This is a genomic window from Spirillospora sp. NPDC052242, from assembly GCF_040679555.1.
Taxonomy (GTDB): domain Bacteria; phylum Actinomycetota; class Actinomycetes; order Streptosporangiales; family Streptosporangiaceae; genus Spirillospora.
On record NZ_JBFAUZ010000005.1, the window covers coordinates 170,438 to 185,637 of the forward strand.

Below are 15,200 nucleotides of genomic sequence, written 5' to 3' on the forward strand. Positions count from 1 at the left end.
TCTCGGGCGCGAATTCCGGTCAGTGTATCGACACTACGCGTGGCCGCGCGTCCTAGACGTGGCGGTGGACGGACTCCGCGCCGCTGGGGCCCGGCTCGGACGGGGCGATCCAGGGGCCGGGGATGGACGGGTCGAGCACGCCTTCCTCGACCCACGTGAACGCGCCGTCGAGCACGGCGCGCGCGAGCCGCACGTCCAGTTCGTCCGTGTTGCGCCACAGGCCGTCGAACAGCTCCTCCACCCGCACCCGGGACTGCTTGCAGAAGGCGTCCGCGAGCAGCAGCGCCGACTTGCCCGGGCCCCGCCCGCCGCCCGGCCCGCCGTCCTGCAGCGGACCCTTGCCGGACGCGTCGGCGTGCGCGCGCACACAGACGGCGCTCATCGCGTACAGTTCGGCGCCGATGTCGACCATCCGCCCGAGGAAGCCCTGCTTCTGTTCGAGGCGGCCCTGCCACCGGCCCGCCGCGTAGAAGATCGACCGGGCCAGCTTGCGGGACGCGCGCTCCACGTACCGCAGGTGCTGCGCGAGCGGGCCGAACTCCGCGTACGAACCGGGCCGCCGCCCCGGGCCCGTGACGAGCGTCGGCAGCCAGCGCGCGTAGAACCCGCCGGCCCGCGCGGCCGCCCGCGCCTTGTCCGCCGCGGACGCGTCGGGATCGATGATGTCGCCCGCCACCGACAGGTGCGCGTCCACCGCCTCCCGCGCGATCAGCAGGTGCATGATCTCGCTGGACCCCTCGAAGATCCGGTTGATGCGCAGGTCGCGAAGCATCTGCTCGGCCGGGACGCCGCGCTCGCCGCGCGCCGCGAGCGACTCGGCCGTCTCGTAGCCGCGGCCGCCGCGCACCTGCACCAGCTCGTCCGCCACGCGGCACGCCATCTCCGACGACCACAGCTTCGCGAGCGCCGCCTCGATCCGGATGTCGTTGCGCTCGTCGTCCGCCAGCCGGGCCGACAGGTCGTGCACGGCCTCCATCGCGTACGCCGTCGCGGCGATGAACGCCACCTTGCGGGCGACCGCCTCGTGCCGCCCGACCGGACGGCCCCACTGCACCCGCTCCGCCGACCACTCCCGGGCGATCTTCGCCGCCCACTTGCCGCTCGCCGCGCACATCGCCGGCAGCGACAGCCGTCCGGTGTTGAGGGTCGCCAGCGCGATCTTCAGCCCGGCGCCCTCCTTCCCGATCATGTTCGCCTTCGGGACGCGCACGTCGTGGAACCGCGTCACGCCGTTCTCGATGCCGCGCAGCCCCATGAACGCGTTCCGGTTCTCGACCGTGATGCCGGGGGTGTCCATGTCGACGACGAACGCGGAGATCCCGCCCCGGTGGCCGTCCGACTTCGGGACCCGCGCCATCACCACCACGAGGTCCGCCACGACGCCGTTCGTCGTCCACAGCTTCACGCCGTTGAGGACGTAGTCGTCCCCGTCCGGGACGGCCGTCGCCCGCAGCCGCGCCGGGTCCGAGCCGACGTCGGGCTCGGTCAGCAGGAACGCGGTGATCTGCGTCGCGCAGCGCGGCAGCCACGTCTCCTTCTGCTCGTCCGTCCCGAACATCTTCACCGGCTGCGGGACGCCGATCGACTGGTGCGCCGACAGCAGCGCCCCGATCGCCGGGCTCACCGACCCCGCGACCATCAGCGCGCGCCCGTAGTGGAACTGGCCGAGCCCGAGCCCGCCGTACCGCTCGGGGACCTTCATGCCGAACGCCCCGAGGTCGCGCAGGCCCCGCAGCGTCTCGTCCGGGATGCGGGCGTCCCGCTCGATCCGCGCCGGGTCGACCTCGTTCGCGCAGAACTCCGTGAGCTTCGCCAGGAACGCGTCGCCCCGCGCCCGGTCGTCCGCGCCGGGACGCGGGTGCGGGTGCACCAGGTCGAGCCGGAAGTCGCCGAGGAACAGCTGCTTGCCGAAGCTCGGCAGCCGCCACTCGGCCTCCCGCGCCTCCTCCGCCACCCTCCGCGCGGTCCGCTCGTCGACGTGCTCTTCCGTGCGCATCGGCTGACTCATGCCGGCTCCTCGCCCTGACCGTCCGTCCGTCCCCTTGGAAGGTCACTCCCCGGATCCGCCCGGAGTACTCTCTCCGCAGGTCGCCGCACATGTCGCGCGATCTTCCTTGACGGGTCTCGGCAAAGCCCTTGACCGGCTTCGGCGGGCAGGGTTCGCTTTGCGTGATGGACGAGACACGCAGACCCACACTCATCGCCTCGGTGCAGCGTGCTCTGCATCTGATGGAGGCGGTGTCGTCGCACCCCAGCGGGGCGCCCGCCAAGCAGCTCGCCCGCGAGGCCGGTCTGCCCCTCGCCACCACCTACCACCTGCTGCGCACCCTCGCGCACGAGGGCTACGCCACCCGGCTGTCGGACGGCGTCTGGGTGCTCGGCGAGCGCGTCTCCAGCCTGCACGGCAAGAGCCGCGCGCAGCAGCTCCTCGCCCGCGTCCGCCCCGCCCTAGTCGCGCTCCGGGACGAGCTCGGCGCCGCGGCGTACTTCGCCATGCACGTCGACGGCGAGATCCGGCTCATCGACATCGTCGACGGCCCCCGCACGCCCCGCGTCGACGTCTGGGTGGGCTTCGACGAGGCCCCGCACGCCACCGCGCTCGGCAAGTGCCTGATCGCCCAGCTCGACGAGGAGCGCCGCCGCGACTACCTCGCCCGGCACCGGCTCGCCGACCTCACCCCGCACACGATCACCGAGCCGCACCGGCTGCTCCGCACGCTGCGCTCGTCCACCGGCCTGTCCATCGACCGCGAGGAGTACGCGCTCGGCACCGGCTGCGCCGCCGTCCCGGTCACCGACGCGACCGGCACCGTCCGCGCGGCCCTCGCGCTGTCCTGCCGCCCCGCGAAGCTGCCCAAGATCGAGCGCGCCGCCGACCGGATGAAGGCGACCGCCGCCCGCCTGCAGCGGACGATCACCCTGCCCGTGCCCTAGTGGCCGTGGAAGTCGGGGGCGCGGTTCTCCAGGAACGCCGCGATGCCCTCCCGGGCGTCCTCGCTGCCCGCGAGCCGCACCAGCTCGCCCAGCAGGTGCTCCACCTGGTCCTCCAGCGGGCGCCCCTCGATCGCGAAGAACGCGTCGCGGCCCCGGCGCAGCCCGAGCGGGCTCTTCGCCGCGATCGTCCGCGCCAGCTCGTCCACCCGCGCGTCCAGCCCGTCCCGCGGCACCACCTCGGTGACCAGGCCGATCTCCCGGCCCTCCGCCGCGGTGATGCGGGCGCCCGTGTAGTACAGCTTGAACGCCTGCTTGGGGACGACGTTCCGGTTGATGATCGCCATGATCATCATCGGCCAGAGGCCCACGTTCACCTCGGGCGTCGCCAGCTTCACGTCGTCCGCCGCGATCACCAGGTCGCACGCCGCCGCGAGCCCGAGCCCGCCCGCCACCGCGTGCCCCGCCAGCCGCGCGATGATCGGCTTGCCGAGCTTCGGGAACGCCGTGAACAGCCGGAACGGCGCGCTCTCCCGGATCGCTGCGGAATCGGCCACCGACCGTCCGTCCGCCTGCCGCGCACCGAGCCCGCCGAGGTCCGCGCCCGCGCAGAACGCCCGGTCGCCCGCGCCCGTCAGGACGATCACGCGCACGTCGTCGTCGTTCTTCGCCCGCTCGAACGCGTCGAGCAGCTCGTCGATCATCCGGTCGCTGAGCGCGTTCCGCGCGTCCGGCCGGTTCAGCGTGATCCGCGCGACCCGCTCGCCGACCGTGTACAGCACCGTCTCGTCCATCTACGCCTCACCGTCCGCACACGAACACGACGCCCCGACACCACGGGCGGCCTCGGGCCGAGCCGGCAGGCTCGGGCCGAGGCCGCTCGCGAAACGGCTTTCCGTCAGAGGCGCTCGATGATGGTGGCGTTGGCCTGGCCGCCGCCCTCGCACATCGTCTGCAGGCCGTAGCGGCCGCCGGTGCGCTCCAGCTCGTGCAGGAGCTTGGTCATCAGGACGCCGCCGGTGGCGCCCAGCGGGTGGCCGAGCGCGATGGCGCCGCCGTTGGGGTTGGTCTTCTCCAGGGACGCGCCGGTGTCGTGGGCCCACGCCATCGGGACCGGGGCGAACGCCTCGTTGACCTCGAAGACGTCGATGTCGTCGATCTTGAGGCCGGCGCGGTCGAGGGCCTTCTCGGTCGCCGGGATCGGGCCGGTCAGCATGTAGACCGGGTCCGAGCCGGTGACGGCGAGGGTGTGGATGCGGGCGCGCGGGGTCAGGTTGTGCCGCTTGACGGCCTCCTCCGACGCGATCATGACGGCGGACGAGCCGATGGAGATCTGCGACGCGACGGCGGCGGTGATGCGGCCGCCCTCCCGCAGCAGCTTCAGCTCCGCCATCTTCTCGAGGGTGGTGTCGGGACGGGCGCCCTCGTCCTTGGTGAGGCCCGCGATGGGGGCGATCTCCCGGTCGAAGTAGCCGGCCTCGATCGCCTTGGCGGCGCGCTGGTGGCTCTCCAGGGAGAACTTCTCCAGGTCCTCGCGGCTGAAGTCCCACTTCTCGGCCATCAGCTCGGCGCCGCGGAACTGGGAGATCTCTTGCATGCCGTACCGCTCGGCCCAGCCCTCGCCGTAGGGGAAGTCCATCCCCTTGACGATGCTGGAGCCCATCGGGACCTTCGCCATCTGCTCGACGCCGGCGGCGACGACCAGGTCCTGGGTGCCGGACATGACGCCCTGGGCGGCGAAGTGGATCGCCTGCTGCGAGGACCCGCACTGCCGGTCGATCGTCACGCCGGGCACGCTCTCCGGCAGGCCCGCCGACAGCCACGCGGTGCGCGCGATGTCGAGCGCCTGCGGGCCGACCTGCATGACGCAGCCCATGATCACGTCTTCCACCGCGGACGGGTCGGCCCCGGTGCGGTCGACGAGCTCCTTGAGCACGTGGGCCCCGAGGTCGGCGGGGTGCACGTCCTTCAGGGCGCCCTTCTTGGTGCCGACGGGGGTACGGACCGCGCCGACGATGTACGCCTCGGCCACTACGCCTCCAACTGTCTGGGTTCCGTCCCGAAACCGAGTGTGATTCGGTCAGTCAGTATGAGATTACAGGGCCGATGGCGCAACGGCATGTGACGGGGGTTACCCGGCGGCGGCGGTCGCGCCGCGCATCGTCCCGCCGTCCGCGTCGTCGCCGAGCGACGCGCGGGCGAGGCGGGTCAGGACGTCCGCGAGTTCGGGATGGTCCTCCGGCGACCAGCCGTGCACGTGCGCGGACAGCCCCTCGCGGCGCGCGGCGAACAGCCGCTCCGCCACCCCCCGCCCCGCGTGCGTGATCACCAGCGCGCCGTCCCGGCGCTCCACGAGGCCGTCGTCGACGAGACGGTCGATGAACGGGCGCCCGGTCTCGACCGACACGCCCGCACGGTCCGCGAGGTCCTCGCCGCGGACCGTCCCGTCCTTGGCGATCCGGCACAGCGCCCACATGCTGCCCGCCGGGAGGTCCACCCCGGCGAGCGCGCCCAGCTTCACGTACAGCTCGCGGGCGCGCGGGTCGCGGCGCATCAGCTCGCTCAGGCACCGCTCCATCTCGTGCCGGGACGACCGGACGGTCGGCGCCGCGCCGAACCCCTCGCCGTAGTCGGGCGTCCGGGACGTCTCGCGCAGCGGCGACTCCCGCAGGAACAGCGCCAGCAGGAACCCCACGGCGGCCACCGGGACGGCCCAGAAGAACACGGTGTCGATGGAGTCGGCGTACGCGTGCAGCACCTCGTTCCTGACCTGCGGCGGGAACCGGTCGAGCAGCGTCGGGTCCCCCTCGACCGCCCCCGGGTCGAAGCCCGGCGGCAGGTCCCGGGCGATCACGTCGATGTTGCCCGCGAGGGTGTTGCTGAACACCGCGCCGAACACGGCGACGCCGAACGAGCCGCCGATCTGCCGGAAGAACGTCACCCCTGACGTCGCCGCGCCCAGGTCCTCGTACGGGACGGCGTTCTGCACGGCGATCACGAGGATCTGCAGGACCATCCCGAGCCCCAGCCCCAGCAGCGCGAACCGCAGGCTCATCGCGAGCGTCGAGGACGTCTCGTCCATCTGCGACAGCAGGTACAGCGCGACCGCGATGATCGGCGTGCCGATCACCGGGAAGATCTTGTACCGGCCGGTCCGGCTGACGATCTGGCCGGACCCGATCGAGGTCAGCAGCATCCCGAGCATCATCGGCAGCAGATGGACGCCCGACAGCGTCGGCGACACGCCGTGCACGACCTGCAGGAAGATCGGCAGGAACGTCAGCGCGCCGAACATCGCGAACCCGACCACGAACCCGACCGCCGACCCGATCGCGAACACCGGCTGCGCCATGAGCTTCGGCGGCATGATCGGCTCCGCCGCGCGCCGCTCCACCAGCACCCAGACCGCGATCAGCACCACCGACGCCCCGGCGAGCCCGATGATCTGCGGGGAGACCCAGTCGTAGCTCGTCCCGCCCCAGGTCGTCACCAGCACCAGGCCGACCGCCCAGCCGACGATCAGCAGCGTCCCCAGGTAGTCGATCCGGTGCCGCTCCCGCTCGCCGCGCGCGTGCAGCACCGCCGCGATCACCGCGAGCGCCACCACGCCGATCGGCAGGTTGATGTAGAACACCCACCGCCACGACAGGTTGTCGACGAACCAGCCGCCGAGCAGCGGCCCGCACACGCTCGACACGCCGAACACCGCGCCGAACAGCCCCTGGTACCGGCCCCGCTCGCGGGGCGGCACGACCTCCCCGACGATCGCGATGGCCAGCACCATCAGCCCGCCGCCGCCGAGCCCCTGCAACGCCCGGAACAGGATCAGCTCGGTCATCCCCTGCGCGATCCCGCACAGCGCCGAGCCGATCAGGAAGATGACGATCGACGTCTGGAACAGCCGCTTGCGGCCGTACTGGTCGCCGAGCTTGCCCCACAGCGGCGTGGACGCCGTCGCCGCCAGCAGGTACGCCGTCACGACCCACGACAGGTGGTTCAGCCCGCCGAGGTCGCTGACGATCGTCGGCAGCGCGGTCGACACGATCGTCTGGTCGAGGGCCGCCAGCAGCAGCGCCAGCATGAGCGCGCCCAGAACGGCGTACAGCTCCCTGCCCGCCGGCATGGCCCGTTCGTCCCGCGCCGCCGTCGCCGTCATGCCCGCGCCCCCTGCCCGTCCGTGACGTCAGGGGCCTACCCACGAGCCCGGCGAGATCACGTCACCGCAGCACGTCCCTCGCGACCTTCGCCGCCCCGATCGCCGCCGCGCTCCCGGACACCGCCAGCGCGCCCGCGGCCGCCCACAGCGGCACGCGCTTGCGGCCCCGCAGCCCCGTCACCACGTCGAGGGAGTCCACGCCGAACCCGAGGCGCGCCCACAGCTTCCGGCCCTCCTCCCCGCTCAGCAGGTAACCGGCCCCGAGCGCGATCTCCCGGGCGGCGAACATCCGGGTGACGAAGTCGCGGCCGCCGTCCGCGCCCCGCCCCATCCCCATCGCCCGGACGGTCAGCGCCGGAGCGGCGAACGCGGCGACGCCCAGCGCCACCCGCCCCCGCGCCAGCTGCACCATCAGCTCGTCGACCTTGTCCCGCTCGTCCACTTCATTCACATCTGCCACAACCGCGAGGGTAGCGGGCCGCCCCCGCACGCCGACCCGCGGGTAACCCGCCGCTTACACGTCTATCGTTCTAGGAGGCGGCACTCCCCCGGTGGAAGGTGACCATGACCGGCATCATCGCCCTCATCGTGACGGCCCTGCTCGTCTCGTTCGCGATCCGCTGGGCGGCGGTGAAAATGCGCCTGCCCATGCCCACCCGGATCGCCGTGATCACCGTGTTCGTCCTGGTGGCGCTCACCCTGTACGGGAGCCAGCTCCCGGACTGACGCGCGGCGGCCCCGCGCAGATTATTTCCCCGGCGTCCGAACTTACCGACCGGGCGGCGAGTCATACCTGACGAAACCGGCCGCACCGCCGGTCACGGGCATGCCCGCGACCGGTACCCCGTGCGGCATGGCCGGACCGAGGGAGACCCGCAGTGCCGCATCCGGCGACCGTCGTCCCCGAGATCGCCCCGCACCTCAAACGGCTGCTGGACTTCGTCGACCCGCAGCCGGGCGACGTCTGCCTGGACGTCGCGCGGGGCCGTGGACCGCTGCCCGCCCTGCTCGCGCCCCGCGTCCGCCGCCTCACCGCCGTGGACGCCGCCCGCGACGGCCGCGCCTTCCACACCGGCCCCGTCCGGATGCCCGGCGACGCCCTCCCCGCCCCGGCCGCCCCGAGCCCCCGCACCGACGAAGCCGTCCACGAGACCGTCCGCGCGGACGCGACCGCCCTCCCCTACCCGGACGGCTCCTTCTCCCTCGTCACCGCACGGTTCGCCCTCTACGCGCTCGGCGCGCCCCACGACGTCCTGCGCGAACTGCTCCGCGTCCGGCGTCCCGGCGGGCGGCTGATCATGGCCGACCTCGTCCGCGGGAACTTCGCCGGCACCGCACGCGACCGCATCGAACGCCTCCGCGACCCCGACCACCCGGGCACCCCCACCATCGCGCGCCTCACCGACATGGTCACCGCCGCCGGCGGCACCATCCGCCGCCTCGACGTCTTCACCGTCGAGCGTCCCGCCGAACCCTGGCTGGCCGACGCCCCCGACCCCGACGCCGCCGACCGCGTCCGCGAGGAACTCCTCGACGAGGTCGACGGCGGCCCCCGCACCGGCGCGAAACCCCGCATCATCGGCGGCGAACTCTGGTTCACCCAAACCTGGGCCCACGTGCTTCTTGCGTAGCCCTCGGCGTCAGGCCGCGAGACGGCCTTCCTTCAACGGGCTACGCGTGCGATTGCTGCATCGCTCCGACTCACGTGCTTATTGCAAGCCCCTCGGCGTCAGGCCGCGAGGCGGCCTTCCTTCCACGGGCCTTGCGTGCGATTGCTGCATCGCTCCGACTCGCCCCAGGGGGCTCGCTGCGCGATCAGATTCTCGCCTCGCTCGAATCTGGCTTCGCTCGCAATCGCAGTGGTTCCCGTCCGCTCTGGCCGGGGTACCGGAGGCTGAGGTACGGACGTCCGCCGGGGGCGGGGGTCAGCCGACCGGGAGTTCGAACCAGACGGCCTTGCCGTCGGGGGTGGGGCGGGCGCCCCAGCGGGTGGCGAGCTGGTCGACGAGGTAGAGGCCGCGGCCGCCCTCGTCGGTCTCGCCGGCGCTGCGGATGCGGGGCAGCCGCATGTCGGTGTCGAACACCTCGACCCAGACGGCCTCGGCGCCGCGGCGGAGGCGGAGCCGGAACTCCTTGGCCGGGGGTTCCCGGCGGCCGAGGTCGGCGCCGAGGTTCCAGTCGTCCTCGTCGAAGGAGTCGACCATGTCGATGTCGAACTGGACGGGCGCGCCGAGCGGCTCCCCGCCGATGGGGACGGGGATGGCGGGCTCGCGGCGGGGCGTCGGCGTCGTCGTGGCGTGCAGGACGACGTTCGTGACGACCTCGGACACCAGCAGGCACGCGAGTTCGGCCTGCTCGTCGTGCATGCCCCAGGACGCGAAGGCGTCGGCGGCCATGCGGCGGGCCTCCGACACCATGATCGGCTCGGCGGGGAAGGTGCGCTCGACGACGCCGAGCTCGTCGGGGGCGGTGCGGATGACGACGATGGCGACGTCGTCGTCGATGTCGCCGGGGACGGCGTCGTAGGCGGCGTTCGCGATGGCCTCGACGCCGCCGCGGGCGACCTCGGCGACGGCGGCGCGGACGCGGGCCCGGGACTCCTCGCGGGTGAAGTACTCGCCGTCGTCCTTGGGGCGCCGGTCGATGAGCCCGTCGGTGTACAGGACGAGCGTGGAGCCGGGCTTGAGCTCGGTGGTCTCCTCGTTGAAGAGGATCTCGCCGCCCATGCCGGGGGCGCGCAGGCCGAGCATGCCGCCCTCGCTCTCGAAGTTCAGCTCGCTGACCTGGCCGTCCACGATGAGCAGGGGCGGGTCGTGCCCGGCGTTGGCGAACTCCAGGACGCGCGACCACGCGTCGTACACGAAGTAGGTGCAGGAGACGAGGGGCGGGCGGACGAGGTCGTCGCTGTTCCAGCCGGACCGCATGCGCTCGGGACGGGTCATGGTGCGGACCCATTCGTCGAGTTTGCGCAGGATGTCGGCGGGCGGTTTGTCGTCCTGGGCGAAGGCGCGCAGCGCGGCGCGCAGCTGCCCCATGACGGCGGCGGCGCGGGCGCCGCGGCCCTCGACGTCGCCGATGACGAGGCCGACGCGCCCGGCGGACAGCGGGATGACGTCGTACCAGTCGCCGCCCACCTGCGTCTGGATGCCGTGCCCGTGAGACTCGAGGGGGCGGGCGGGCTCGTACCGCCACGCGATCTGCAGGCCGTCGAGGTGCGGGGGACGGTCGCCGGGGAGGAGGTGCTTCTGGAACGCGAGGGCGGTCTCGCGTTCCTCCTCGAACAGCATCGCGTTGTCGACGGCGAGGGCGACGCGCCCGGCGATCGCGCCGAGCAGGTCTCGGTCGAAGCCGTCGTAGTGCGGGTCGGGGCGCTTCGACAGGTTCGACAGGGCGAGGCTCATCACGCCGAGCAGCTCACCGCGGACGAGCAGCGGCGCGGAGATCACGGACGTGATGCCCATCGCGTCGCCGAGCCGCTTGGACGACTCGGACGGCGCGGTGAACCGGTGCTGGATCATGTCCTCGACGAGGACGGCGTCGCGGCGGCTCATCGCCTTGGCGCTGAAGTGGCCGGGCGGGTACGAGACGGGCTCGCCGACCTCTGCCCACGTGCCGGGCGGCGGCTCCCAGCCGCCGGCGTGCCGGGACACCCGCCGGTAGAGGCGGTCGCCGCTGTAGAGGTCGATGAAGCAGTGGTCGGCGAACTGCGGGACGAGCGTGTCGGCGACGCGGCGCAGCGTCGTCTCGAGTTCGAGGGAGCCGGCGAGCCGCTCGCCGATGCGTTCCAGCAGGCCGTAGCGGTCCTGCTCGCGCTGGTTGGAGCGCAGCGCCTCGCGGGCGAAGATGACGACGCCGTCCACCGCGCCGGACGGGTGGCGCAGCGGGACGGCGTGGGCGCGGGTGTAGACGGTGGTGCCGTCGGCGCGCAGGTTGCAGAAGGTGCCCTCCCACACGCCGCCCTTGAGAACGTGCTTGGCCAGTTCGGTGGCCTGCTCGTGGTCCTCCTCGGCGATGCCGAGGGACAGCACCGAGTGCCCGATGATCTCGTCGCCGCCGAACCCGAACAGCTGCCGCGCGAACGCGTTCCCGTAGATGACGTTGGAGAACCGGTCGCAGACGATGACCGCCATCTCCATCTGGTTGAGGACGGTCTCGGGCGGCAGGTGCGCCTCGAAGGGCGCTTCCCCCCAACGCTTCATCTCCCCATCCCGATCCGTTGCGTTCCTCGCCCGTCCGTGCCGCCCCGCCCGGCGATGATCACCGGGCGTCGCGGCGCGGGTGCCGCGCGTACCTCTCCCGTCGTATTGAACGACGAACCGACCGCCGGGATACGCCCGAAAGGCGCGATGGTAAGGAGATCTTCGGTATAGACCTGCGAGACGGGCACGCGGGGGCGCTCAGACGCGGCTGACGAAGACGTGCTCGGCGATGTCGCGCGGCAGTTCAGTCTCAGGACCGTCGGCCTCGTCGTCACAGGTCACCCGCACCCCGTCATCGGTCGCCCGAAGAGTCACCTCTCGTCCCGGTTGTATCCCGATCTGCTTGAGTCTAAGCATCAGGTCGCTGTCGCCCTGCACCTGCTCGCTGATGCGCTGGATGACGGCGCCCGAGCCGGCCGGGCTGGCGACGGCGGTCATCACCGACAGCGGCGGCGTCTGCTCGGCGACGCCTCCGCCGCCCAGTTCGTCCAGGCCGGGGATCGGGTTGCCGTGCGGGCAGGTGGTCGGGTTGTCGAGCAGCGCGACGAGCCGGCGTTCGACGTCCTCGGACATGACGTGCTCCCAGCGGCACGCCTCGATGTGGACGTCCTCCCAGGGCAGGCCGATGACGTTGACCAGCAGGCACTCGGCGAGCCGGTGCTTGCGCATCACGCGCGTGGCGAGGCCGCGGCCGCTGTCGGTCAGCTCGAGGTGCCGATCCCCCTCGACCCGCAGGAGCCCGTCCCGCTCCATGCGCGCGACCGTCTGGCTCACCGTCGGGCCGCTCTGGGAGAGCCGTTCCGCGATGCGCGCGCGGAGGGGGATGATCCCCTCCTCTTCGAGTTCGAACACCGTCCGGAGGTACATCTCCGTGGTATCGATCAGGCCGTGTGAGGTCACAGCTCCCTCCAGTCTTATGGTGACGAGTCTACTTGCTCGACGGCCTCGGCGGCGGGCGAGCGAATAACCCCGTGAGAGCGGGTACGGGGGAACGCAAGATGAACACAAGAACTCCCCGCGATGCCGAAATGTTCCTTCCGGAGGACCCGCGGGACCGCTCCGACCTGCGCGCACTCCGCGCCGCGGCGGCCGGCTGCCGCGGCTGCGACCTCTACCGCGACGCCACCCAGACGGTGTTCGGCGAGGGCGGGCCGGACGGGCGCGTCGTGCTCGTCGGGGAGCAGCCCGGTGATCAGGAGGATCGGCGGGGCGCCCCGTTCGTGGGCCCGGCCGGACGCCTCCTCGACCGGGCGCTCGAGGAGGCGGGCATCGAGCGCGGGGACGTCTACGTCACCAACGCCGTGAAGCACTTCAAGTTCAAGCGGACGGGCGGCAAGCGCCGGATCCACCAGCCGCCGAACGCGGGCGAGATGCGGGCGTGCCGCCCCTGGCTGCTGGCGGAGCTGCGGATCCTCGAACCGGACGTCGTCGTCTCACTGGGCGCCACGGCCGGGAAGGCGCTCCTCGGCTCGTCGTTCCGCGTCACCAAGGAGCGCGGACGGCTCATGCCGCTGCCGGACCTGGAGACGATCGGCACCCCCGCCGCCGCGAAGGAGATCGGGGACGCACCGCCCGAGCGCGCCGACACGCGGCTCCTCGCGACGATCCACCCCTCGGCCGTCCTGCGCGCCGAGGACCGCGACGCCGTCTACGCGGGCCTCCTGGACGACCTCCGCATCGTCGCCGGCGCACTCGGCTAGCGACCCGCCCGGCCGGCGGACGGGCCGGCTAGCGGACGGGCTCGGCGGTGCGGGGGTCGTAGCGCAGCAGCGCCGGGACGGCGAGCCCCGCCACGACCACGAGCACGGCGCACGCGATCCCGCCGCCGACCCAGGACGCGCTCGCCCCCGCGACGCTCGCGACCGCCCCGGCCCGGACGTCCCCGAGGCGGGGCCCGCCCGCGACCACGACCGTGAACACGCCCTGCAGGCGGCCGCGCATGTGGTCCGGCGCGTAGGTCTGCAGGATCGTCTGCCGGAACACCGACGAGATCAGGTCCGCGAAGCCGCCGAGCGCGAGCAGCACGACCGCCAGCCACAGCGAGTGCGCGAGCCCGGCCGCCGCCACCGCCAGGCCCCAGATCGCGATGGCCGCGACGAGCGCGAGGCCCTGCCGCCGCACCCGTCCGACCCATCCGGAGGACAGGCCGCCGACGACGGCGCCGAGCGCGATCGCCGCGAACAGCCAGCCGACGGCGCCCTCCCCGCCGAACCGCGCCTCGGCGACCTCGGGGAACAGCGCGCGCGGCATCGCGATGCCCATCGCGATGATGTCCACCACGAACGACATCAGCAGCACCGGCTGGGTGACGAGGAAGCGCAGCCCGTCGATCACCGAGCGGAGCCCGGGGGTGCCGGTGACCTCGCCGAGCGGCGGGATCGGGGGCAGCCGCAGCGCCGCGTACAGGACGAGCGTGAACAGCACGGCGTCCAGCGCGTACGCCGCCGCGTAGTTCCAGGTCGCCAGGAGCACCCCGGCGAGCAGCGGCCCGGCGAACCCGGCCCCCATCATCACGGTGAAGTTGAGGGTGTTCGCGGCGGGGATGAGCGGTTCGTCGATCAGCCGCGGGATGATCGCGCTGCGGGTCGGCGACGACACGGCGAACCCCATGGCCTGCACGGCGACGATCACCATGATCAGCCACAGGTTGTCCAGGCCGAGCAGCGCCTGGAGGAACAGCAGCAGCGTCGCGCCCCACATCACGCAGGACGAGACGAACAGCAGCTTCCGCCGGTCCATGTGGTCGGCGACGGCGCCGCCCCACAGCCCGAACACGATCAGCGGCACCAGGTTGACGAACCCGAGCGCGCCCACCCAGAAGGACGAGTGGGTCATGTCGTACACCTGGACCGGGACGGCCACCGACGTCACCTGGAAGCCGATGAACGACACGCCCTGCCCGAGCCACAGCCGCCGGTAGGCGGGGTCGTTCAGCGGCCGCGTGTCGATCGCGATGCGCCGCAGCGCGCCCGGGCGCCGTCCGGGCGGACGTCCCTTGCCCGGGGCGGGACCGGATTGTTCGGGTTCCTCCGGCTCCCCCTCGGGGGTGTCAGGAGCGTCGGCGGGGGTTGGCTGCTGTTCCGATGTCACCGGGACAGGATGCCCTGACCTCCGCACCGGTTCGGATCCGGGCGCCCCCGCCGGTCACGGGGACAGCCGTACCGCCGTCCAGGGGCCGGCGTCGGCCGGGTCGTCCACAGCCTGTGGAGGAACGTCGCGGCGGTACTTGATGCGGTCGTGGAGGCGGTCGTGGCGCCCCTGCCAGAACTCGATCGAGGACGGGACGAGCCGGTAGCCGCCCCAGAAGTCGGGGAGCGGGACGGCGTCGGCGTCCGCGGAGGCCGCGTCCGGTTCCGGCCACCGTGCGGCGAGTTCGGCGAACCGCCGCTCGAGCTCGTCGCGTCCGGCGATGACGCCGGACTGGTGCTCGCTCGCCCACGCGCCGATGCGCGAACCGTAGGGGCGCGTCCGGAAGTAGGCGGCCGACTCCTCGCGCGTCAGCGGGACGACCGGGCCCGCGACGCGCACCTGCCGGTGCAGGGCGTGCCAGGGGAAGACGAGCGCGCCGCGCGGGTTCCCGGCGAGGTCGCGGGCCTTGTCGGACGTCAGGTTCGTGAAGAAGCGGAACCCGTGGGGCCCGTAGCCCTTGAGCAGGACGGTGCGGGCGCTCGGGACGCCGTCGGCGGACGCCGTGGCGAGCACCATCGCGTTCGGTTCGGGCAGCCCGGAGTCGTGCACCTCGGCGAACCAGGCGGCGAACAGCGCGAGCGGATCCGCGGGGAGCGCCGACTCGGACAAATCGCCTCCCTCATAGGATCTGCGGAGCCGTGCTGGGTCGGGCGTTGCGGGATCCACAGCGTCCGAGCCTCCCACCAGGGGTTTGTGCATCTCACATGCCCCCTGGGTACTGGTCA

13 protein-coding genes are annotated in these 15,200 nt (G+C 72.7%); 4 read left to right on the forward strand and 9 right to left on the reverse strand.

What is annotated here, in order from left to right; genetic code table 11:
• Positions 1-52: 52 nt before the first annotated feature.
• Entirely contained in the window at positions 53-2,008 is a 1,956-nt protein-coding gene (locus AB0L25_RS06170; RefSeq protein ID WP_500169159.1) for an acyl-CoA dehydrogenase family protein, read from the reverse strand.
• Positions 2,009-2,172: 164 nt separating this feature from the next.
• Between AB0L25_RS06170 and AB0L25_RS06175 the strand changes: the two genes are divergently transcribed.
• Positions 2,173-2,934, forward strand: coding sequence for an IclR family transcriptional regulator (locus AB0L25_RS06175; protein WP_500169161.1), 762 nt, complete (start codon positions 2,173-2,175; stop codon positions 2,932-2,934).
• Here AB0L25_RS06175 and AB0L25_RS06180 read toward each other — a convergent pair.
• The 4 genes from AB0L25_RS06180 to AB0L25_RS06195 all read right to left on the reverse strand — a co-directional run bounded on the left by AB0L25_RS06180 (position 2,931) and on the right by AB0L25_RS06195 (position 7,547).
• Entirely contained in the window at positions 2,931-3,725 is a 795-nt protein-coding gene (locus tag AB0L25_RS06180) for an enoyl-CoA hydratase/isomerase family protein (protein WP_500169163.1), read from the reverse strand. The two genes, AB0L25_RS06175 and AB0L25_RS06180, sit on opposite strands and share 4 nt — an antisense overlap.
• Positions 3,726-3,829: 104 nt before the next feature.
• A complete protein-coding gene (locus AB0L25_RS06185) occupies positions 3,830-4,963 on the reverse strand; it encodes an acetyl-CoA C-acetyltransferase (RefSeq protein ID WP_500169165.1) in 1,134 nt (377 codons plus the stop codon).
• A gap of 99 nt (positions 4,964-5,062) precedes the next feature.
• Positions 5,063-7,087 (reverse strand): MFS transporter, encoded by a 2,025-nt coding sequence (locus AB0L25_RS06190; protein WP_500169167.1) that lies wholly within the window; start codon positions 7,085-7,087, stop codon positions 5,063-5,065.
• Between the two features lie 61 nt (positions 7,088-7,148).
• Entirely contained in the window at positions 7,149-7,547 is a 399-nt protein-coding gene (locus AB0L25_RS06195) for a hypothetical protein (RefSeq protein WP_500169169.1), read from the reverse strand.
• Positions 7,548-7,651: 104 nt separating this feature from the next.
• On the opposite strand from AB0L25_RS06195, the gene AB0L25_RS06200 reads away from it, so the two are divergent.
• The gene (locus tag AB0L25_RS06200) at positions 7,652-7,813 is read left to right on the forward strand and encodes a hypothetical protein (RefSeq protein ID WP_500169171.1); all 162 of its coding nucleotides are present in this window, start codon (positions 7,652-7,654) and stop codon (positions 7,811-7,813) included.
• A 152-nt stretch (positions 7,814-7,965) separates the two neighbouring features.
• Entirely contained in the window at positions 7,966-8,718 is a 753-nt protein-coding gene (locus AB0L25_RS06205) for a class I SAM-dependent methyltransferase (RefSeq protein WP_500169173.1), read from the forward strand.
• 294 nt (positions 8,719-9,012) lie between these two features.
• On the opposite strand, the gene AB0L25_RS06210 is transcribed toward AB0L25_RS06205, so the two are convergent.
• On the reverse strand, positions 9,013-11,286 hold the full coding sequence (locus tag AB0L25_RS06210; protein WP_500169175.1) for an ATP-binding SpoIIE family protein phosphatase: 2,274 nt from the start codon (positions 11,284-11,286) through the stop codon (positions 9,013-9,015).
• 198 nt (positions 11,287-11,484) lie between these two features.
• Positions 11,485-12,186 (reverse strand): iron-dependent transcriptional repressor DtxR, encoded by a 702-nt coding sequence (locus tag AB0L25_RS06215; RefSeq protein WP_500169177.1) that lies wholly within the window; start codon positions 12,184-12,186, stop codon positions 11,485-11,487.
• Positions 12,187-12,284: 98 nt separating this feature from the next.
• On the opposite strand from AB0L25_RS06215, the gene AB0L25_RS06220 reads away from it, so the two are divergent.
• The gene (locus AB0L25_RS06220) at positions 12,285-12,986 is read left to right on the forward strand and encodes a UdgX family uracil-DNA binding protein (protein WP_500169179.1); all 702 of its coding nucleotides are present in this window, start codon (positions 12,285-12,287) and stop codon (positions 12,984-12,986) included.
• A gap of 28 nt (positions 12,987-13,014) precedes the next feature.
• On the opposite strand, the gene AB0L25_RS06225 is transcribed toward AB0L25_RS06220, so the two are convergent.
• Together AB0L25_RS06225 and pdxH are read right to left on the reverse strand one after the other, a co-directional pair.
• Positions 13,015-14,376, reverse strand: coding sequence for an MFS transporter (locus AB0L25_RS06225; protein WP_500169181.1), 1,362 nt, complete (start codon positions 14,374-14,376; stop codon positions 13,015-13,017).
• A 54-nt stretch (positions 14,377-14,430) separates the two neighbouring features.
• Positions 14,431-15,174, reverse strand: a complete 744-nt coding sequence (gene pdxH / locus AB0L25_RS06230) for a pyridoxamine 5'-phosphate oxidase (protein ID WP_500169183.1) — start codon at positions 15,172-15,174, stop codon at positions 14,431-14,433.
• Positions 15,175-15,200: the final 26 nt, after the last annotated feature.